Annotated in this window: 19 protein-coding genes; 5 read left to right on the top strand and 14 right to left on the bottom strand. The window is 47.9% G+C overall.

Annotation, left to right across the window (positions count from 1 at the left end):
• Positions 1-3: 3 nt before the first annotated feature.
• The 10 genes from rpsC to fusA form a co-directional block, all read right to left on the bottom strand.
• Entirely contained in the window at positions 4-801 is a 798-nt protein-coding gene (rpsC, locus tag MYF79_RS08170; protein ID WP_247813373.1) for a 30S ribosomal protein S3, read from the bottom strand.
• A gap of 43 nt (positions 802-844) precedes the next feature.
• The gene (gene rplV / locus MYF79_RS08165) at positions 845-1,204 is read right to left on the bottom strand and encodes a 50S ribosomal protein L22 (protein ID WP_199657755.1); all 360 of its coding nucleotides are present in this window, start codon (positions 1,202-1,204) and stop codon (positions 845-847) included.
• 85 nt (positions 1,205-1,289) lie between these two features.
• On the bottom strand, positions 1,290-1,556 hold the full coding sequence (gene rpsS / locus MYF79_RS08160) for a 30S ribosomal protein S19 (RefSeq protein ID WP_089835258.1): 267 nt from the start codon (positions 1,554-1,556) through the stop codon (positions 1,290-1,292).
• 85 nt (positions 1,557-1,641) lie between these two features.
• Positions 1,642-2,475 (bottom strand): 50S ribosomal protein L2, encoded by an 834-nt coding sequence (gene rplB, locus MYF79_RS08155; protein WP_199657756.1) that lies wholly within the window; start codon positions 2,473-2,475, stop codon positions 1,642-1,644.
• An 84-nt stretch (positions 2,476-2,559) separates the two neighbouring features.
• Entirely contained in the window at positions 2,560-2,859 is a 300-nt protein-coding gene (rplW, locus tag MYF79_RS08150; RefSeq protein WP_089809394.1) for a 50S ribosomal protein L23, read from the bottom strand.
• A gap of 56 nt (positions 2,860-2,915) precedes the next feature.
• A complete protein-coding gene (rplD, locus tag MYF79_RS08145; protein WP_199657757.1) occupies positions 2,916-3,554 on the bottom strand; it encodes a 50S ribosomal protein L4 in 639 nt (212 codons plus the stop codon).
• A gap of 1 nt (position 3,555) precedes the next feature.
• Positions 3,556-4,176 carry a 50S ribosomal protein L3 gene (gene rplC, locus MYF79_RS08140; protein WP_176842418.1) on the bottom strand — a complete coding sequence of 207 codons (621 nt, stop codon included), beginning with the start codon at positions 4,174-4,176 and terminating at the stop codon, positions 3,556-3,558.
• Positions 4,177-4,388: 212 nt separating this feature from the next.
• Positions 4,389-4,694, bottom strand: a complete 306-nt coding sequence (rpsJ, locus tag MYF79_RS08135; protein WP_012789286.1) for a 30S ribosomal protein S10 — start codon at positions 4,692-4,694, stop codon at positions 4,389-4,391.
• A 1,425-nt stretch (positions 4,695-6,119) separates the two neighbouring features.
• Entirely contained in the window at positions 6,120-6,719 is a 600-nt protein-coding gene (locus MYF79_RS08130) for an outer membrane beta-barrel protein (protein ID WP_247813372.1), read from the bottom strand.
• A gap of 417 nt (positions 6,720-7,136) precedes the next feature.
• Positions 7,137-9,284: an elongation factor G gene (gene fusA / locus MYF79_RS08125; RefSeq protein ID WP_247813371.1), complete on the bottom strand. Its 2,148-nt coding sequence runs from the start codon at positions 9,282-9,284 to the stop codon at positions 7,137-7,139.
• A gap of 417 nt (positions 9,285-9,701) precedes the next feature.
• On the opposite strand from fusA, the gene MYF79_RS08120 reads away from it, so the two are divergent.
• The 4 genes from MYF79_RS08120 to MYF79_RS08105 are packed head-to-tail and all read left to right on the top strand — an operon-like array spanning position 9,702 to position 15,245.
• Positions 9,702-10,205 carry a T9SS type A sorting domain-containing protein gene (locus MYF79_RS08120; protein WP_247813370.1) on the top strand — a complete coding sequence of 168 codons (504 nt, stop codon included), beginning with the start codon at positions 9,702-9,704 and terminating at the stop codon, positions 10,203-10,205.
• Between the two features lie 19 nt (positions 10,206-10,224).
• On the top strand, positions 10,225-11,403 hold the full coding sequence (porV, locus tag MYF79_RS08115) for a type IX secretion system outer membrane channel protein PorV (protein WP_247813369.1): 1,179 nt from the start codon (positions 10,225-10,227) through the stop codon (positions 11,401-11,403).
• Positions 11,404-11,441: 38 nt separating this feature from the next.
• A complete protein-coding gene (locus MYF79_RS08110) occupies positions 11,442-11,918 on the top strand; it encodes a hypothetical protein (protein ID WP_247813368.1) in 477 nt (158 codons plus the stop codon).
• Positions 11,919-11,948: 30 nt separating this feature from the next.
• Positions 11,949-15,245 carry a collagen-like protein gene (locus tag MYF79_RS08105; protein ID WP_247813367.1) on the top strand — a complete coding sequence of 1,099 codons (3,297 nt, stop codon included), beginning with the start codon at positions 11,949-11,951 and terminating at the stop codon, positions 15,243-15,245.
• A 169-nt stretch (positions 15,246-15,414) separates the two neighbouring features.
• Here the strand turns inward: MYF79_RS08105 and rpsG are convergent, their stop codons facing one another.
• The 4 genes from rpsG to MYF79_RS08085 form a co-directional block, all read right to left on the bottom strand.
• Positions 15,415-15,882 (bottom strand): 30S ribosomal protein S7, encoded by a 468-nt coding sequence (gene rpsG, locus MYF79_RS08100; RefSeq protein WP_199657764.1) that lies wholly within the window; start codon positions 15,880-15,882, stop codon positions 15,415-15,417.
• Positions 15,883-15,916: 34 nt separating this feature from the next.
• On the bottom strand, positions 15,917-16,297 hold the full coding sequence (gene rpsL, locus MYF79_RS08095; protein ID WP_012789278.1) for a 30S ribosomal protein S12: 381 nt from the start codon (positions 16,295-16,297) through the stop codon (positions 15,917-15,919).
• Positions 16,298-16,428: 131 nt separating this feature from the next.
• On the bottom strand, positions 16,429-16,719 hold the full coding sequence (locus MYF79_RS08090; protein WP_247813366.1) for a hypothetical protein: 291 nt from the start codon (positions 16,717-16,719) through the stop codon (positions 16,429-16,431).
• 881 nt (positions 16,720-17,600) lie between these two features.
• The gene (locus tag MYF79_RS08085) at positions 17,601-18,713 is read right to left on the bottom strand and encodes a branched-chain amino acid aminotransferase (RefSeq protein ID WP_247813365.1); all 1,113 of its coding nucleotides are present in this window, start codon (positions 18,711-18,713) and stop codon (positions 17,601-17,603) included.
• A 189-nt stretch (positions 18,714-18,902) separates the two neighbouring features.
• Between MYF79_RS08085 and MYF79_RS08080 the strand changes: the two genes are divergently transcribed.
• A complete protein-coding gene (locus MYF79_RS08080) occupies positions 18,903-19,400 on the top strand; it encodes a hypothetical protein (RefSeq protein WP_247813364.1) in 498 nt (165 codons plus the stop codon).
• Positions 19,401-19,407: the final 7 nt, after the last annotated feature.

Below are 19,407 nucleotides of genomic sequence, written 5' to 3'. Positions count from 1 at the left end.
AGCTTATCTGCGGCCACCACCACGGTTGTCACCACCTCTTCTATCGCCACCGCCACGGTTATCACCGCCTCTTCTATCGCCACCACGATTGTCGCCACCTCTTCTTTCGCCACCACCTGAACGGCCTTCACCGTCTTTAGCAGAAATAGCGTTCGGGTTCAGATCGCGCTCGCCCAGTACTTCACCTTTACAGATCCATACCTTGATACCGATTTTACCATATACAGTCAGTGCGAACAGAGAAGCATAATCGATGTCCATACGGAAAGTGTGCAAAGGTACACGACCCTGCTTCATTTCTTCTGAACGGGCAATTTCAGCACCACCTAAACGGCCACCTACTTTAATCTTGATACCTTCAGCTCCCATTCTCAGTGCAGTAGCGATCGCCATTTTTATCGCACGTTTATAGTTGATACGGCTTTCGATCTGCTTAGCGATGGTTTCAGCTACGATGTTTGCGTCTATTTCAGGACGACGGATCTCCAGGATGTTGATCTGTACGTCTTCTTTTCCTGTCAGTTTCTTCAGCTCTTCCTTGATGCGGTCTACCTCTCCACCACCTTTACCTATGATGATACCAGGTTTAGATGTATGAATGGTGATGATCAGTTTACCTAAAGTTCTTTCAATCACTACTCTGGAAATGCCGCCTTTATTGATACGGGCATTCAGGTAAGTCCTGATCTTGTTATCCTCGATCAGTTTGGTAGCAAAATCCTTTTTGCCACCATACCAATTGGAGTCCCATCCTCTGATGATACCTAACCTGTTACCAATAGGATTTGTTTTCTGACCCATGTTCTGGTTTATTTGTCTATTAGATAAATAGTTTTAGTTTCTTTTATTTTGCTTCCACTGCAGCACGGCTGTCAACAACGATTGTTACATGGTTGCTTCTCTTGCGAACACGATAACCTCTACCCTGTGGTGCAGGACGCATTCTTTTCAGGATACGGCCGCCATCAACGAAGATGGTTTTAACATGCAGGTTAGCATCTTCCGCTCTTGTACCTTCGTTCTTCACTTTCCAGTTAGCAACGGCAGACAACAGCAGTTTTTCCAACGGAACGCTGGGATGCTTAGGATGGAATTTCAAAATATTCAGAGCTTTTTCTACATCCAGACCACGGATCAGATCCGCCAGCAAACGCATTTTGCGGGTAGATGTAGGATTATTGTTAAGCTTAGCTACTGCTTCCATTTTCTATTATAATTTGTGATTTGAGGTTCGAAGTTTGGGTTTAGAGGTGAATCAAAACCTCAAACTTTAAACTTCAAACGATTTACTACATTTTCTTGTTAGCGTGTCCTTTAAAGTTGCGGGTAGGTGCAAATTCGCCCAGTTTATGACCAACCATGAATTCGGTCACGTATACAGGGATGAACTTGTTGCCATTGTGTACCGCAAATGTGTGGCCTACAAAATCAGGCGTGATAGTAGAACGACGGCTCCAGGTCTTGATAACAGTACGCTTGGTGCCTTCATTCATTTTCTCAACTTTCTGCTCTAATTTCTGGTCAACGTAAGGACCTTTTTTTATGGAACGACCCATGTCTTGTTGTTTTTATTCCTGATCCGCTTTACCAGTTCCGCCGTTTGCGTTCTCTGCGTCAGCGGAACTGTTAAGGCGTTAAGTTTTATAATTTCTTACCGTTTTTCCTGCTGATGATCAGTTTGTCAGAGCTCTTATGCGGCTTTCTTGTCTTCAGACCTTTCGCATATTTACCTGTTCTGGATCTTGGGTGACCACCGGAAGATTTACCTTCACCACCACCCATCGGGTGATCCACTGGGTTCATCGCCACACCACGGTTGCGAGGCTTGATACCTCTCCAACGGTTAGCTCCTGCTTTACCGATAGATTGCAGCGCGTGATCTGAGTTGGAAACAGTACCTACGGTTGCAGCACAAGTGATCAACACTTTACGCAGCTCGCCGGAAGGCATTTTCAGAACGGCATACTTTTCTTCCTTGTTGGACAGCTGAGCATAGGTACCAGCGCTTCTTGCGATAGCACCACCTTTACCAGGCTGTAACTCGATGTTGTGAACAACAGTACCAAGCGGCATGTTTTTCAGCACCAGCGCATTACCAACTTCCGGAGCTGCGTCAGGACCGCTCAGTACGGTAGCACCTACCTGCAGACCCTGGGGAGCCAGGATGTAACGTTTCTCACCATCTGCATAGTTCAGCAGAGCGATGAATGCGCTACGGTTTGGATCGTATTCGATAGTCTTAACTGTAGCCGGAATGTTGTGTTTATCACGTTTGAAATCTATGATACGGTAGTGTTGCTTGTGACCACCACCAATATAGCGCATAGATCTTCTACCCTGTACGTTTCTACCGCCGGATTTCTTAACAGGCTCCAGCAGGCTTTTTTCAGGAGTATCCGTGGTCAGCTCTGCGTACGCGTTGCCTATTTTCCAACGGGTACCGGCTGTCATCGGTTTGTATTTCTTCAGTGCCATGATCTAGTGTCGTGTTTAACTAGTTTCTATTATAAAAAGTGATCTGCATATACATCCATCATCCTGCGTTAACAGGAATGAGCACTATATGTTAGCATACAGATCTATAGTTTCTCCCTGAGCCAGTGTAACAACCGCCTTTTTGTAAGAAGGTTTTTTACCAGCGATGAAGCCAGCCTTAGTAAAGCGCTGTTTAGCCTTACCCGGCATTACGGCAGTATTCACTTCAGCTACGGTTACACCGTAAAATTCTTCCACTGCTTTTTTGATCTCCAGTTTGTTGGATTTTTTATCCACGATGAAGTAGTAGCGGTTGAATTTATCAGTGGCTTTGTTCACCTTTTCACTTACCACCGGTTTGATTAAAACGTCTGAAAGTCTCATCTTTTATAGCTTTGAGTTGCGGTTGCCCGCAAGCTGTGTTTTTGTAATATTGACAATTAAGCTTCTACCGGCTCTTCAGTGAAGATCTTAGCAGCACTCTCCGTGAGAACGATATAGTTGCTGTTCATGATATCATAAGTATTGATATCGCTCAGCATTACGCTATCCACGGTAGGAATGTTCCTCAGAGACAGGTAAACATTATCATTGTACTCAGGCAGTACGAATAAAGTCTTACGGCCGTTTACATTTACATTCAGATTAGCCAGGATACCTGCAAACTGTTTGGTTTTAGGTGCATCCAGGTTAAGATCTTCCAGTACGATGATGCTGTTCTCTTTAGCTTTGGTAGACAGGGCAGAGATCTTCGCCAGATCTTTCACCTTTCTGTTCAGCTTAATATCATATCTGTGGGGTTTAGGACCGAAAATGGTACCACCACCTTTATACAAAGGGTTACGGATGTTACCTTTACGGGAACCACCAGTACCTTTCTGTTTGTGCAGTTTGCGGGAAGCACCCTTCACTTCAGCTCTTGTCTTCACCTTGTGCGTACCCTGACGCTGAGCGGCCAGATACTGTTTTACAGCCAGGTAAATAACGTGGTTGTTAGGCTCCACACCGAAAATTTCCTCAGGAAGCTCAATAGTCCTGCCGGTTTTCTTACCTTCTTTATTTAAAATATCAACTTGCATGTTACTTCTGGATTAAAACGATTGAACCATTGTGGCCGGGAACGGAACCACTTACCAGGATATAATTCTTTTCAGGGAATATCTTCAGGATCTTCAGACCTTTCACTTTCACCTGTTCATTACCGGTCTGACCAGCCATACGCATACCCTTGAAAACGCGGGAAGGATAAGAGGAACCACCCACAGAACCAGGAGCCCTGCTTCTGTCGTGCTGACCGTGTGTAGCTTCACCCACACCGGAGAATCCATGGCGCTTTACAACACCCTGGAAACCTTTACCTTTTGAAGTACCTACTACTTCAATGGTTTCTCCTTCTGCAAATATTTCGGTGGTAATGGTCTCACCAAGAGCTTTTTGTACATCCGGGTTGCGGAACTCTTTTACAAATCTTTTAGGGGAGGTGCTTGCTTTCGCGAAGTGATTAAGTTCAGCTTTGGGAGTGTTCTTTTCTTTCTTCTCACCAAATGAAACTTGAATAGCGTTGTACCCATCAGTTTCTACTGTCTTTACCTGAGTTACAACGCAAGGACCGGCTTCGATGATGGTAACAGCAGTCTGCTTACCATTCGGTTCGAAGATGCTGGTCATGCCGATCTTTTTACCAATAATACCTTTCATTATTATATATATTTTACCCAGCGCCTGGGGGTGGATCTTGCTATCCCCAGGATGGGCGGTTTAAATGCTTTATTGGGCGGCCACCCAGAAGGCATGGCCTATATTTAGTTGAGTGTTGTTATGTGACCGGCAAAAGGTGATTCAGTCCCCTCTGCCAGCAACAACCAGTCATATTAAATCAAATCAGGCAGACCTTTCGCCCACCTGCCGATGTCCTACGCCTTGATTTCAACTTCCACACCGGAAGGTAAATCGAGCTTACTCAGCGCGTCTACTGTCCTTGAAGAAGAAGTGTAGATATCCAACAGACGCTTGTGCGTGCACAGCTGGAATTGCTCACGTGCCTTCTTGTTAACGTGCGGTGAACGCAGCACCGTAAAAATTTTCTTTTCGGTTGGTAAAGGAATTGGACCTGTTACCACGGCGCCCGTGTTACGCACGGTTTTAACGATCTTCTCAGCAGATTTATCTACCAGATTATGATCGTAGGACTTCAGCTTGATTCTAATTCTCTGAGACATATGCAATGAACTTCTTCTTGTTTTTACCCTTACAATTTGGGAGGGCAAAGGTAACCCGTTTTTTTTTACTTCACAAATTATTTGTGGAAAAATAAATCAGGGACTGTGAATACGCGGCCAGGACAGCCCATCATATTACACAAAGAAGATATAGCGAGGAACAGCAAAATACTGTTTTTCAATTAAATACCAAAAAAATGATTGCACAGGCCGCCCTGGCAAAAGATTTCTTCCTCCCACCCCGGGGTACAGTTCCACCCAGCCCACTCCCGCTCCCGATAGGTACCGCTTCCACATCCACGGAACACATTCAATCAATAAGTTGAATGATATTTCTTCGTCATGTCTTTTTATGAAAAAAACAGGCCTCCGGGGAACCGGTGGCCTGTCCTGTCTGGGAATGCAATAAGCAATATTTCTCAACCTGTCAAACCTCAGATGGGTAAGTTCCCCAACAAAGAATTCAGCAAGCCAAGAACTAAAGCCAATAACTGGTTTAATAAATCCATAGTCGTTGAAAGGTTTTCCATAAGGTGATGCCTACTCTCTTCTTGGTTTTCGGCAATCCCAAATGCGGACCACTTACTGGGGCATGGGTCTAAGTTAAGCGCCTACCGGGAAATAACATCCATTCATTTCATTCATTATCAGTCGGTTCCGAGTAAAGAGTAGACTGAACAGAAAATGAACAAGCTGAATAATAATGAACAGGATGGAGGAAATGCCCCTTGTTCAAATACAAAGAGCTCCCCCGTAGGGGAGCTCCAATAAATTCGGAATCGTCGGGCCTCATGGCGGCCAAACCAATTCCTAAGGGAACGGGGAAACCTGGTACTACAGGCCGCCTAATAAAGAATTCAGGAACGCTATAATAGTCGCCAATAACTGATTTAACAGATCCATTTGTCCTATTTTTCTGTCGGTTAACGCCTACTCTCTTCTTGGTTTTCGGCAATCCCAAAGGAGATGATCATCTGATCCCGCGGCGAATTTAAAGGCTGGTCATAAAACTAAAACATTCACTTTCATTCATCTTCAAGCAGTTAGATCATTCCATTCAGTTCTTCTATGTAACTAAATAAGCTGCCCGCCTTTTGTCACACAGACACATTTCTTGCAAAAAAAAGCCCTGGCAAATCGCCAGGGCCCGAACATTTTAAACAATGCGTGTGAGCTACACAGCACGTAAGATTGTCTTTACAAATGCAAGAATTGCAGCGAGAATAGCAGATGTCATAACCTGAATTTAAGAGGGTGTCACGCCTACTCTATATGGTTTTCGGCAAACTCCAGTCCGCAGTAACATCGTCCCCGCGAACCCTATAAAGATAGAATGCGACCATCATTTGCATTTCATTCATTTCCATTCATTATCAAGCAGTTCATTCAAACCGTTCAATAGCAGACTGGCCCCTTCCATCACCGCTATTTGCCGCTTTCTTCACGAATGATCGCCCGCGCCCGCGCCGTGGGCAGGAAAATCTGGAAACCCAGCCCCAGATTCAACTGATGAGACGTCGTCGAATTTCCCCCGCCTATGATCACCTCATATTTTAATAAACCCTCCAACGCCACATTAGGCGTAATAAAATAAGACAGCCCCGGCCCAATGCCCAGCTGTACGCCATTCGTAGAAGCCCCATTGGCAGGATTACTGCCTCCAAAACCAGCGTTAGCCTCCCCAAAGAAACGTACACGCTTCGAAAACTCCAGCTTACGCACATTCGCATCGTGAATGTAATAACGGGCCAATGCCCCAATACCATAATTCACGTTGGTTCCATTGCCGCCCGTGGTCTGAAGCCCGAAATTCACATATCCCCCCAATGCAAGATCATCCTGGATGAAATAAGCCAGCTTGGGATTCAGGTTGAAGTGAAAGATCGTACTCTCCTTCTGAAAATTAAAGCCCAGGTCAGTAATATCGGACCCTACCATAAGATTACCTTGTTGTGTCTGTGCCATCGCAACAGTGCTAAATAAAGACGCTGTCAGCACAAGGGTTAATAGACGAAATTTTTTCATGTTCTGATTTTTAGTTTGATAAATAGCTGCCATCGAAAATTATAGATGTCCATAAGAGCTTGATACATTAAGTCATGATGCTTAATTACTTATTGAAATAAGTGGGATATCAAGGGCTTACCAAATTTGATGCCACGTAGCTATTTTCAGCACTAAAAACTATTGGAAATGAACAGTATAGAGAGAGACCTCACAAATATTTTAAAACATAACTGCCGGTAGATATGATGGCATTGCACACAGGTAAGGAATAACACCCCATCAACGGGCATCAATGGCTACATTTTTTCCCTCTGGAGCCCAATTGAGATCAGCCCCTGCTTGTCGATCCGGCGGCGTAGTAACGGCCATAAACGGAAGAAGGGATGCCTTCAGGCACCCCTTCTTTCTATAATTCTGATATGAATCTGCTAATAATTAGTCAGCGTTCACTTTACCTTTCACTTTTGCTATTTCCTCTTCAGCAATGCTGTTTGGAGCAGGTGAATAGTGAGAGAACTCCATGATGGAAGTTGCACGACCAGATGACATTGAACGCAGCTGAGTTACGTAACCGAACATTTCTTTCAGTGGCACTTTAGCTTTGATCACCTGTACACCGTTTCTCATTTCCATACCTTCCAGCATACCACGACGACGGTTCAGGTCACCTGTTACGTCACCCATGTACTGGTCAGGAGTCTGTACTTCTACCTTCATGATCGGCTCCAGCAGAACTGGTTTAGCTTTACGGCCAGCTTCACGGAAAGCAGCTCTTGCGCACAACTCGAAAGATACCGCATCAGAGTCCACCTGGTGGAAGGAACCGTCGAACAGACGAACCTTCAGGTTGTCCAGCGGATAGCCAGCCAGTACACCCTGGTTCATTGCACTTTCGAAACCTTTCTGAACAGGAGGAACGAACTCTTTCGGAATAGAACCTCCGAAGATGTCGTTGATGAACTGGAAAGTCTTACCGTCGTTCTCTTTCAGCCATTCCGGATCAGCAGGTCCGATCTCAACCTGGATGTCAGCGAATTTACCACGACCACCAGTCTGTTTCTTGTACACTTCACGGTGCTCAACCTTAGCGGTGAATGCTTCTTTGAACGCAACCTGAGGCGCACCCTGGTTAACTTCCACCTTGAACTCGCGACGCATACGGTCAACGATGATCTCCAGGTGAAGCTCACCCATACCGCTCAATACGGTCTGGCCGGTTTCTTCGTCAGTTTTTGCTTTCAGGGTAGGATCTTCTTCTACCAGTTTCGCGATAGCCATACCCATCTTGTCCATATCCGCCTGAGTTTTTGGCTCGATAGCGATGTGGATCACCGGCTCTGGGAAAGTCATAGACTCCAGAACGATCGGAGCATCTTCATTACACAGGGTATCGCCTGTCTTGATATCTTTAAAACCTACAGCCGCTCCGATATCACCAGCTTCGATGAAATCGATAGGGTTCTGCTTGTTGGCGTGCATCTGCATGATACGGCTGATACGCTCGTTCTTACCAGTACGGGTGTTCAGTACATAAGAACCTGCATCCAGGTGACCGGAATAAGCCCGGAAGAACGCCAGACGACCTACGAAAGGATCGGTCATGATCTTGAACGCCAATGCAGCAAATGGTTCTTTTGCATCTGGTTTACGGGAGATCTCAGCGCCAGTATCAGGATTGGTACCTTTTACTGCTTCGATATCCAGCGGAGAAGGCAGGTAACGGCAAACCGCATCCAGCATCTTCTGAACACCTTTGTTCTTGAAGGAAGAACCGCAGAGCATCGGAATGATAGCGATATCAATAGTGGCCTTACGGATAGCTTCGTGGATCTCAACTTCAGAGATTGAATTTGGATCTTCGAAGAATTTCTCCATCAGGGTGTCGTCATATTCAGCAACTGCCTCTACCAGTTTAGCTCTCCACTCTTCTGCCTCTTCTTTCATGTCAGCAGGAATCTCAACTTCCTGGTAAGTAGCACCTTTACCTTCTTCGTCCCAGATAATACCTTTCATGGTGATCAGGTCAACCACACCTTTGAAAGTATCTTCAGCACCGATAGGGAGCATCAGGGGAACAGGGTTTGCACCCAGCATATCCTTCACCTGTTTTACCACGTTCAGGAAGTCAGCACCCGCACGGTCCATTTTGTTCACGAAACCGATACGTGGTACACGGTAACGGTTAGCCTGGCGCCAAACGGTCTCAGACTGTGGTTCTACACCGGATACAGCGCAGAACAATGCTACCAGACCATCCAGTACACGCAGGGAACGCTCTACCTCTACAGTAAAGTCCACGTGACCCGGAGTGTCAATGATGTTGAATTTGTACTCTTTTGTATCTGGCTGAAGCTTGCCCTGGGTTGTTGGGAATTTCCAGAAACAGGTAGTAGCAGCAGATGTAATGGTAATACCTCTCTCCTGCTCCTGTGCCATCCAGTCCATGGTGGCAGCACCTTCGTGCACCTCCCCAATCTTGTGGGATTTACCTGTATAGTACAGGATACGCTCTGTGGTAGTGGTTTTACCCGCATCAATGTGCGCCGCAATACCAAAGTTTCTTTGAAATTTTAAGTCTGCCATAATATTAAAATGACTGTATTACTAATGCAATTTGGGGGGCAAAGGTAAATGATTTTTACCAATAAATAAAACCTGGCAGTTTACCAGATAGATATTTAAGAATTCCTTTACAGAAGGGGATTTCCCCCCGTCGTTAACGGCGCAAAGTTACACTAATTTACCGAGTTGGCCACAGGTTGACATCTCCTTGAAAACCAATTGTCCAATTTCCTCTACCGGTTTTAACAATAATTCCGCCGCCTAATAATTACCTATTGCCTTTTTTTCACCTTTAAAACATATTTGTATATGATAGTGTACTGTTAATGTCCTGAGTTCCATACCTATTGTCCTGCCCCCATACCCCAAACGCTTTGTGTCATTGTCATGCAGGGATGCTGTTACCGTTGTCATTAATTCACCCCCAAATATATCTTCATGCGGACTATCTACAAACGACTCCTGCTGTTGTGTCTTGCTGCCGGCGGCGTTCCGGCCGCCCGGGCCCAGCTCATACTCAACAGGCAGGTAAACGCCAGTACAGGCGGAGGTGGCTCCTCCGGTAACTATATCTTCCAGTACACCGTTGGCGAAATAACCGTCAGCTCCCTTCAGAAAGGGCCCTTGCTGCTAACCCAGGGCTTCCAGCAACCGGAAGAACTGCCCCCTGCTCCCGCTGGTACCGAACTGGTTGTCAACATGCTCATCTACCCCAACCCGGCATCTACCAACCTGAAGATCCAGTTTGACCTGCTCTCCAACAATGCCGTGGCACTGCTCATCGTAAATAGCGGCGGCCAGCTGGTACACCACGAGATCCGTACATACGGCGCTGGCCGGGTACTTATTACATTACCTGTCAACAGCTTTGCTGCGGGTGTCTATACCGTTATCCTGAAAGCAGGCGGACATATGTTCCAGGAAAAACTGGTGATACAATAACCTCTCAAAAACAACGACCATGATCAAAAAATCTGTCATATGGTTATGTGCCTCAGGACTGCTGCTCTATGGCTACCAGGTAACAGCACAGACAAAAGGGATCAAGACGATCAATACAGGAGCCGCCTTCCTGATGGTGAACCCTGATGCCCGTAGTAGCGGCACCGGCGATGCCATGACCGGACTGGAGGCAGACGCAAACTCCCTGTTCGGGAATGCTGCCAAGATCGTCTTCGCCGGCGACTGGGGTGTCAGTGCTTCCTATTCCCCCTGGATGTGGGACCTCAACAACAGCGATCAACGCACCAATATGGGCTACCTCGCAGCCTTTAAGAATTTCAATAATAACACGGAAGGCGTAGGCGTATCCATGCGCTACTTTACCAATGGAACACTCATCTTCCGGGATGAGAACGGTACAGAACTGCAGCGTTACAAACCGAGAGAATATGCCATCGATGCAAGCTACGCCCGCAAACTGGGTGCACGCTATTCGCTGGCCATCTCCCTCCGTTACATCCGCAGTGATCTTGGCCAGGGTAGTTATAACGGCCTGCAGCAAAAACCCGCCGGCGCAGTTGCGGGCGATATTGGCTTCTACTCTCAGAACTATGTCAGGAACGATCCCGCCGGTAACCGCTACTGTTGGGGAATTGCCTTTACCAACATCGGTTCTAAACTGAATTATACCGATGACAATGATCGTAAGGCTTTTCTTCCTGCTAACCTGCGTGTCGGTGGCGGTTATTCATTTGTCAATACCGTCGAGCATCAGTTCACCGTTCTGGCGGATGTCAATAAGCTGCTCATACCCACTCCTCCTACATATAAGCTGGACGCAAATGGCGAGCCCACCGGGGAAATACTGGATGGAAAAGATCCTAACCGTAGTATGACAGCCTCCCTGTTTACCTCTTTCTGGGATGCTCCCGGCGGTTTCCAGGAAGAGCTGCGCGAGTTTACAATAGCTGCGGGAATGGAATATACTTACCAGCACCAGCTATTTATACGGACCGGCTACTTCTATGAACATCCGCAAAAAGGCTACAGGCAGCATTTCTCCGCTGGCGTCGGCACCTGTATCAAAGGCGTTTCCGTGGACATGGCCTATATCATGCCTACGGCTAATAGTCTCTATCAGAGAAGGACCCTCAAATTTTCAGTGGCCTACCATATCGGTGCAGGAGCCCGTCAATAACACCCATATTCATCACGCTTATTTATCAACTCCAACATATGAAACCATACACGCTATTGTTCATGCTGCTCTTCTCTGGTCTTGGCATCTCCCAGGCACAGCAGCGTACCAGGGATATATTGTTCCCTTCCTTCCAGAAGGACCTGTCTGCCTTGCAGGAGAAAGAAAGTAAACAGGCTCCGCAAACAAAAGATCCCCGTACCACCCGGGAACAGATCTTCACAAACTACCGCCCCCAGCAAAATGTCCGCAAGGGCGGTGCAGGTACGTTAAAGGCTAACAGCGCGGCTATTGGCAAAAATGCCTCAGATATCAGCGCTGCAGAGGCCGTAAAAACGATAAAGTCCAGGGAGACCAGCTTACCGGCGCCTCAAATGCCCCCCACACAGGGCAGTGAATCAGAGAAAAGCAGCGGTCCCTTAAAAACTGCAGCTCCTGCCCTTACCAAGCCTGCGAAAACGGCCGCTCCGAACGCCGCCCCCGTTAACAGATCTTTCGAACGAAAAAAACAATAACCCCCTTGTAAGCATACAAAACACATTGTCATGAAGAAATTATATCTCCTACTGATATTCCTGGCTGCTACCTGCTATAGTACCTATGCCCAGAACGGGCTTTCAGGTACAAATTACCAGGCGGTGGTCCGTAACCCGAACGGTACGCTGGTTGCCAATAAGGAAATTACCGTGCGTTTTTCCATCCTGGGCGGTTCTGCAGCCGGGCCTGTTCAATATGAAGAAACCCATGAGGCAACTACCAGCGCGCTGGGCTTGTTCAACCTTCAGATTGGTAAAGGGAATGCCACTACCGGCACTTTTGCGGGGGTGCCCTGGGCGAATGCCAATCAATATCTGAAAGTGGAAGTGAATACCGGCAGCGGCTTTGTAGCCTTAGGCACCTCAGCTTTAATGAGCGTTCCTTATGCGCTATACGCCGCCAATGGCAATCCCGGCCCGGCGGGCCCCCAGGGTCCTGCTGGCCCTCAGGGACCGGCCGGCCCTGCCGGTGCAGCCGGACCTGCCGGCGTTCCTGGTCCCACTGGGCCTGTTGGACCTATCGGTCCTGCGGGACCTGCAGGCGCACAGGGTAATCCCGGTCCTGGCGGTCCCGTCGGACCGGTTGGTCCGGCTGGAGCTATTGGTCCGGTTGGACCCGCTGGCCCTGCAGGTGTTCCCGGTCCGGTTGGTCCCATCGGCCCTATCGGCCCCATCGGTCCGGTCGGTCCTGCTGGTGCACAAGGTGATCCCGGAGTTGCCGGTCCCGCTGGTCCTGTCGGTCCTATAGGACCTGTTGGGCCTGCGGGTACACCGGGCGCTGCCGGACCTGCAGGTCCAGCTGGACCTGTTGGTCCTATTGGCCCCATTGGTCCGGTTGGTCCTGCCGGCCCTGTTGGACCCGCGGGCCCCGTTGGCCCGGCTGGGCCTGCTGGCGATATCAACGGCATTGCCGCCGGTGGCGATCTGAGTGGTAATTATCCTAACCCGATAGTCGCCAATGGTGCTATCACCCTGGCTAAACTGGCCGCTGGTGTAATCCCCACCTCACTCCCACCAAACGGACCGGCCGGGGGAGATCTTGGTGGTACTTATCCTAATCCTAACGTAATCCGTTTACAGAATATTCCTGTTTCCAATGCTGCACCCGCTGCCGGCCAGGTACTGAAATACGATGGTGCGAACTGGGCGCCCGCTCCATTGGGCGGGGGTGGCTTCACACTGCCATACGTTACCACCGAAAATAATGGGGCTACCCTGTTTTCCATTACCAACGACGGGGACGGCACTTCCATTGAAGGCGCCAATAATACCACCACCAGCAATATCAGCGCCGTACGCGGACTGGTAAACAGCACCTCTCCCGGTGGATTTTCTTCTGCTGTAAGAGGGATCAACAATGGTACAGGAGGTCTTGGTATTGGTGTATATGGCTCACAGAACGGCTCCGGTTGGGGCGTATACGGCGTAACGCCAAACGGCCTGGGTGTATATGGCAATGCATCTGCTAATGGCACCGGCGTTTATGCCAATAGCAATACCGGAACAGGCTTAACTGCCACATCCAACAATGGTATTCCCGCCAGCATTTCGATTTTCAACAATTCAAATAACAATAATGCATTAAGTGTCTCAACAGTAGGTAATGGCGTTGTGGTCAATGTAACTACAACAGGCAATGGCGCCGGTGTGCGTAGCAGCACCAGCGGTGGTTTCGGTGTACACGGCATTACCAGCGCCCAGACCTCTGCCGGCGTTGTTGGCGACAATAATGGCGGAGGCGAGGCTGTTGTAGGTCGTACCACCTCCGATATTGCAGGTGCAGTTGTAGGACGTAATGACGGCGGAGGTTATGGCGTAAGAGGTTTTGTTGCCACCAACACAAGTAATACCGGCATAGGCGTATACGGACAGGTAGGCATTGGTGGAAGCACCGGCAGGGCCGGCAGATTTGAAAACTTCAATCAGACCAATATAGACGCAAACATCCTGGAAGTAGTAAGCAACAGCAATGGTAATATTCCTGACAATACACTTGGCAACGCCAGTTCTTTCTTCCTGGATAATACCAACAGCGTCGGGGCAGCCGTAAGAGCAGAGGTCAATACCATCTTCGGCAATTTTGGCGCAGCGGGTGTTTTCGGCGTTTCATCGGGCACTGGTGGCCGCGCAGGGCTCTTTTACGCCTCCAATCCCTCAGGTAATGGCGCAGCCCTCATATCGCTGACTGATGGTAATGGCAATGCCATCACTGCCAACGCCGGAAAAGATGGTAATGGTGTGGAAACCAACATCGATGGTGCAGGCAATGCACTGTACGCCTGGGTACCTACATTCGCCACTGGCAGAGCAGGCAGGTTCGAGATCTTTAATGAAAATAACAACAATGAAGTGATCACGGTAAAAACCGTGGGTAACGGTACAGCCGGTAGCTTCAAAGTGGACAGAACCACGGGAACATCTCCTGCAATAAAAGGCGAGGTGAATTCGATGTTTGCCAACTTCGGTACCGCGGGCATCTATGGCCAGTCTTCCGGCACGGGCGGTTATGCAGGGTTGTTCTATTCATCTAATCCTGCGGGTAATGGTCCCGCGATCGTGGCGCTGACGGAAGGTACCGGAAATGGCATCACGGCTAATGCCGGCGGTACCGGAGACGGTGTAGAAGCCAGCTGCGACGGATCTGGTAACGCCATTTCCGGCTTTATACCCAATTTCGGAACGGGTAAAGCGGGTCGCTTTGCCAATTTCAATAATGCCAACTCCCAGCCCGTAGTGCATATTACCACTACAGGTACAGGCGCCACACAGCTGATCAACCACCAGGGACCTTCAGGCAACATTGCCGTATTCCAGAGCAGCAGTGTCAATGTGGCCCGTATCAATAAAGCAGGCAGGGGCTTCTTCAACGGCGGTACGCAGAACAGTGGTGCAGACGTGGCAGAAGCGTTCGATGTGACAGGCAATGTACAGGCTTATAGTGCCGGCGACGTGCTGGTGATAGCGGAGGATGCCGACAGGACCGTTGAACTGTCTTCCAAACCATATTCCACACTGGTGGCAGGCGTATATGCCACCAAGCCGGGTGTATTATTAACGGAAGAAGATATCGACAGTGACCTTGACGGCAAGGTGCCTATGGGCGTTATAGGTGTGATACCTACAAAGGTATGTGGTGAGAACGGCCCTATCCGCCGGGGCGATCTGCTGGTAACCTCCGGCAAAGCCGGACATGCCATGAAAGCAGACCTGGATAAGGTTAAACCGGGTCAGGTAATCGGAAAGGCCCTGGAAAATTTTAATGGGGAAGGCGCCGGTAAGATCAAGGTATTGGTTAACGTCAGATAAACCTGTAATTCTAAATCCCAGAAGCGGCTGGATGACGATAAGTTGTCCGGCCGTTTTTATTTACAAGCGGTACCTACCGGGCACAAAAAAAGAGAACATCCCCCGGTATAGCCCGGAGGATGTTTCCCTTATATCTTTATAAACCATCTACCTTAAGCGGTAGTAGATTTTAGATCCTGAAGTGGGAGAATGCCTTGTTAGCTTCAGCCATACGGTGAGTATCTTCTTTCTTCTTGAAAGCAGCACCTTCACCTTTGCTTGCAGCTACGATTTCGTTAGCCAGTTTCTCAGCCATGCTCTTACCATTCCTTTCACCAGCGTAACGGATTAACCATTTCATACACAGGGAGATCTTTCTGTCAGGACGAACCTCAGAAGGGATCTGGAAGGTAGCACCACCAATACGACGGCTTCTAACTTCTACAGAAGGAGTTACGTTTGCCAGAGCTTTTTTCCAAACCTCGTAACCGTTATCACCGGTGATCTGGCTTACTCTGTCAATAGAATCATAAAATATTCTATAGGCAATGCTCTTTTTGCCTTGTTCCATCACGTTGTTAACAAACCTGGTAACCAGTTTGTCGTTAAAGCGCGGATCTGGAGCCAAAGGCATCTTTTTTGCGGCTTGCTTTCTCATTTATCTGAAAAATTTCAACTATTTGTAAAATGTATTATTTCTTAGCCTTTTCCTTTTTGGTACCATACTTGGAACGGCTCTGCTTTCTATCTTTCACACCAGCAGTATCCAGGGAACCACGTACGATGTGGTAACGAACACCTGGCAGATCTTTTACCCTACCACCACGGATCAGCACGATGGAGTGTTCCTGCAGGTTATGTCCTTCACCAGGGATGTAAGCGATCACCTCTACTTTATTGGTCAAACGCACCTTTGCAACCTTGCGCAGCGCAGAGTTAGGCTTTTTAGGAGTGGTTGTGTACACACGTGTACAAACACCACGACGCTGAGGACAGCTATCTAAAGCCCTGGACTTGGATTTAGCCCGGATAATTTCTCTTCCTTTTCTTACTAATTGTTGTATAGTAGGCATTCTACCTAAGTTTTTTTTCTGTCGGTTTACAATGACATCCAAATCACCCAGAATGGGAATTTGGGAGGGCAAAGGTACATTTCTCCATGTTAATAACAAAATGTTTTAAACATTTTTTTAGAGAGGCCCTGCTAGTGACCTGACAGATCGGTCACGATGTCTTTCCATTCCTGATCTAATGATACTTCCGGCATTTTCCGGCCTGCCCGGGCATACCAATAACGGGCATTGCCACGGTCTCCTTCTTTCCTGTGAAGATAAGCGTGCACCCAGGCGGCTGTATCGTCCTCCAGGTGTTCTATTACATCATGTGCTTTTTGCCAGTTTCCTTTACCTTCCCACCAAAGGGAGGTCAGATAAGATGAGATGCCTGCGGGAGGCGTATCCTGGCTGAGGGAGTCCAGAAAAGCAGAAAGTGTCATCCTGCAAAGATGCATTTTTTCCCCGGGAATCCCTAGCCTGTCCTGTATGTCTCCCACAAAATGTTCCGGGTGGACTTCTGAAACTGTCCTGATCCCCCCTGCACAGGGCAGTTTTGTACTTCGGGCCTTGCCCGTTTAAGGAGTTCACATTCCGGATTCATCAGATACCTATAACATATGCGTCAGGGTATAAGGCGTATCCGCGTTATATGGAGCACCCCTTCCCCCCAAATATCAGTTTCCTTACCAGCGGTCAAACAGGCGCCACAAGGGTAGATATTCGCCTGGTATTCGTTTCGTATTCGGTGGAGCCTTCTACCTACAGGCTCTCTGCTATAGCATTATAGGCACTTTTCTATAGCAAACGCTATAGAAAAGTAGGTGAAATGTAGGACTATAGCGCCTGTAGGTAGGCACCCGAAGCGAATCTGTACTATAGTCGCACCCTTTAGGTACAATGGAAGGATCGTACAGAATTGTCACTGGCCCAACCCAAAGGCTGGGTAAAGACCGGGTAAAGGCGTACCCGGGAGGTTAATTTCCCCTCATGGGAGGACCTCCATGCATAGTTGCTTTTCGTTAGAGATCCGCTCGAGGTTCGCTCAAGGTAGCCTCATCTTCCCTTAATCTTCCGTTCCGGAACGGAAGATTAAGGGAAGATGAGGCTACCTTGAGCGAACCTCGAGCGAACCTCAAGCGGATCAGCCCCCCTTTTTCCCGCTCCTGATGGAACCTGGTAGTTCCTTAAGGGATCTCAGCAGGTACACGTATCTTTTGATACGCCGCGAACACCTACTCTGTTTAACAGTACCCCTGATATAAACGAAGAGGGCCATCCGCTTATGCAAATGGCCCCTTACTAACACAACTAAGACTTATTTTTAATGTTTTGATACTTTGTAGTTCCAGTGACGGGTGTCATCCGCCCTGCCGGTACGGATAGCATCCAGTCTTTCCAGCAGCTCCGCTCCCACCGCATATTTAGTGGTATCCAGGTGGATCTCGTGCTCCTTATAATGCAGGTCTTCCACATAAGCTACGCTCGACGCAGTACCTGTGCCAAATACTTCTCTCAGCGTACCCGCTTTCCAGGCGGCAACGATCTCTTCTATAGAAATAGGCCTTTCCTCAACAGTCAGTCCCATATCGGAAAGGATGTCCATTACACTGGCACGGGTCACCCCTGCCAGGATAGTGCCCTGGGTCAGGTCAGGCGTGATAGCTTTGTTGCCGATGATCGCAAAAACGTTCATGGTGCCACACTCCTGTAAATATTTATATTCCAGTCCATCTACCCAGAGGATCTGGTCAAATCCCTGTTTACGGGCCTGCATAGTGGGATACATGGCGCCGCCATAGTTACCGGCCGCTTTGGCATACCCCACGCCTCCGGGAAAGGCACGTATATATTTATCCTGTACCAGCAATTTAATAGGTTTATTAAAATACGGGCCGGATGGTGAATTAATGATCACAAACTTATAAGTGTCAGAAGGCCTTACCCCGATAAATTCATCTGCAGCGATCATAAAAGGCCGCAGGTACAGTGAGCTGCCCTCATTGGTAGGTACCCAGTCGCGATCCAGATCGATCAGCATGTCCATACCACCAATAAATAACCATTCCGGTACATATGGCATTCCCATACGCTCAGCGGAAGTGTTAAAACGGGCATAGTTGTCATACGGGCGGAAGATCATCGGCTCTCCCTGAGGGTCTTTGTAAGCTTTGATACCTTCAAAAATGGCCTGTCCATAATGCCAGGCGGCATTGGAAGGACTTACGGAAAGATGCTGGAACGGCAGGATCTCTGCATTCTTCCATTCTTTTCCATCAAAATCTGCCACCAGCATGTGGTCGGCATACTTTTTCCCGAACACAAGGTTGTTAAAATCAACTTCGCTGATCCGGCTCTTGCTGGTCCGGGTCACTTTAATTCTTTTAACTGCCTCTTCAAGTACGGCGTTTGTTGTTGGATTGTCTACTGCCATCATAAGGACCATTAATTTTTTATTTGTGTTTTGGTGTCTGAATTTCAATTCCCGGTCCCGTTTCCGTATAAATCTAAAGTCGGAAATTCTGAATCTAAAATTGAATACTCTTACATTTGCTCACTGTCAGATGCAAATAAACTGATTTTTTCCCCAAAGGGGAGCTATACATTAAGTTAAATATACATATACATGTCTTTTGATAAATTGCAACTGGATCCGTACTTATTGGCCAGGATATACACCCAGCCTATCATTCCGGGAAAAAAGGCCCCTGTTGCAGTGGTGACGGAAGCACCTCCTAAAGTGAAATTTTTAGGCGAAAATCAAAAAAACATTGCGCTGTTCATACAAAACGACAGCGAAGCATATTTAAATGAAGAATTATTTAACCTGCTTACCAATATATTAAATGCATGTAAACTCGGTATGCAGGACATTGCGCTTATAAATGTAGCCCAATACAGTGCAATGCCATTTACAAGCTGGCAAACAGCCGTTCCCATGAAACAGGCTGTGCTTTTCGGCATTGATCCTGCCACTATGGGCCTTGAAGCCATTTCGAACTACCAGCTGTTACAGGTCAGCGGTTGTCAGCTGATCTGTTCCGATCCACTGCAGCTCATTGCACAGGATAAGATACTGAAAGGGAAACTGTGGATGGGCCTGAAACAATTACTGGGCATATAATATATTC

Source organism: Chitinophaga filiformis, assembly GCF_023100805.1.
Taxonomy (GTDB): domain Bacteria; phylum Bacteroidota; class Bacteroidia; order Chitinophagales; family Chitinophagaceae; genus Chitinophaga; species Chitinophaga filiformis_B.
Note: the sequence above shows the minus strand (reverse complement) of the source record. Positions and strands in the feature narration are given on the sequence as shown.

Bases quoted from the DNA above. Each gene is read 5' to 3' on its own strand.
- MYF79_RS08120 (WP_247813370.1), top strand. From the start codon at position 9,702: ATGCGGACTATCTACAAACGACTCCTGCTGTTGTGTCTTGCTGCCGGC.
- porV (WP_247813369.1), top strand. From the start codon at position 10,225: ATGATCAAAAAATCTGTCATATGGTTATGTGCCTCAGGACTGCTGCTC.
- MYF79_RS08090 (WP_247813366.1), bottom strand. From the start codon at position 16,719: ATGACACTTTCTGCTTTTCTGGACTCCCTCAGCCAGGATACGCCTCCC.
- MYF79_RS08105 (WP_247813367.1), top strand. From the start codon at position 11,949: ATGAAGAAATTATATCTCCTACTGATATTCCTGGCTGCTACCTGCTAT.
- rpsJ (WP_012789286.1), bottom strand. From the start codon at position 4,694: ATGTCTCAGAGAATTAGAATCAAGCTGAAGTCCTACGATCATAATCTG.
- MYF79_RS08130 (WP_247813372.1), bottom strand. From the start codon at position 6,719: ATGAAAAAATTTCGTCTATTAACCCTTGTGCTGACAGCGTCTTTATTT.
- MYF79_RS08110 (WP_247813368.1), top strand. From the start codon at position 11,442: ATGAAACCATACACGCTATTGTTCATGCTGCTCTTCTCTGGTCTTGGC.
- fusA (WP_247813371.1), bottom strand. From the start codon at position 9,284: ATGGCAGACTTAAAATTTCAAAGAAACTTTGGTATTGCGGCGCACATT.
- rplV (WP_199657755.1), bottom strand. From the start codon at position 1,204: ATGGAAGCAGTAGCTAAGCTTAACAATAATCCTACATCTACCCGCAAA.
- rpsG (WP_199657764.1), bottom strand. From the start codon at position 15,882: ATGAGAAAGCAAGCCGCAAAAAAGATGCCTTTGGCTCCAGATCCGCGC.
- rpsC (WP_247813373.1), bottom strand. From the start codon at position 801: ATGGGTCAGAAAACAAATCCTATTGGTAACAGGTTAGGTATCATCAGA.
- rpsL (WP_012789278.1), bottom strand. From the start codon at position 16,297: ATGCCTACTATACAACAATTAGTAAGAAAAGGAAGAGAAATTATCCGG.
- rpsS (WP_089835258.1), bottom strand. From the start codon at position 1,556: ATGGGTCGTTCCATAAAAAAAGGTCCTTACGTTGACCAGAAATTAGAG.
- rplB (WP_199657756.1), bottom strand. From the start codon at position 2,475: ATGGCACTGAAGAAATACAAACCGATGACAGCCGGTACCCGTTGGAAA.
- MYF79_RS08085 (WP_247813365.1), bottom strand. From the start codon at position 18,713: ATGATGGCAGTAGACAATCCAACAACAAACGCCGTACTTGAAGAGGCA.
- MYF79_RS08080 (WP_247813364.1), top strand. From the start codon at position 18,903: ATGTCTTTTGATAAATTGCAACTGGATCCGTACTTATTGGCCAGGATA.
- rplD (WP_199657757.1), bottom strand. From the start codon at position 3,554: ATGCAAGTTGATATTTTAAATAAAGAAGGTAAGAAAACCGGCAGGACT.
- rplW (WP_089809394.1), bottom strand. From the start codon at position 2,859: ATGAGACTTTCAGACGTTTTAATCAAACCGGTGGTAAGTGAAAAGGTG.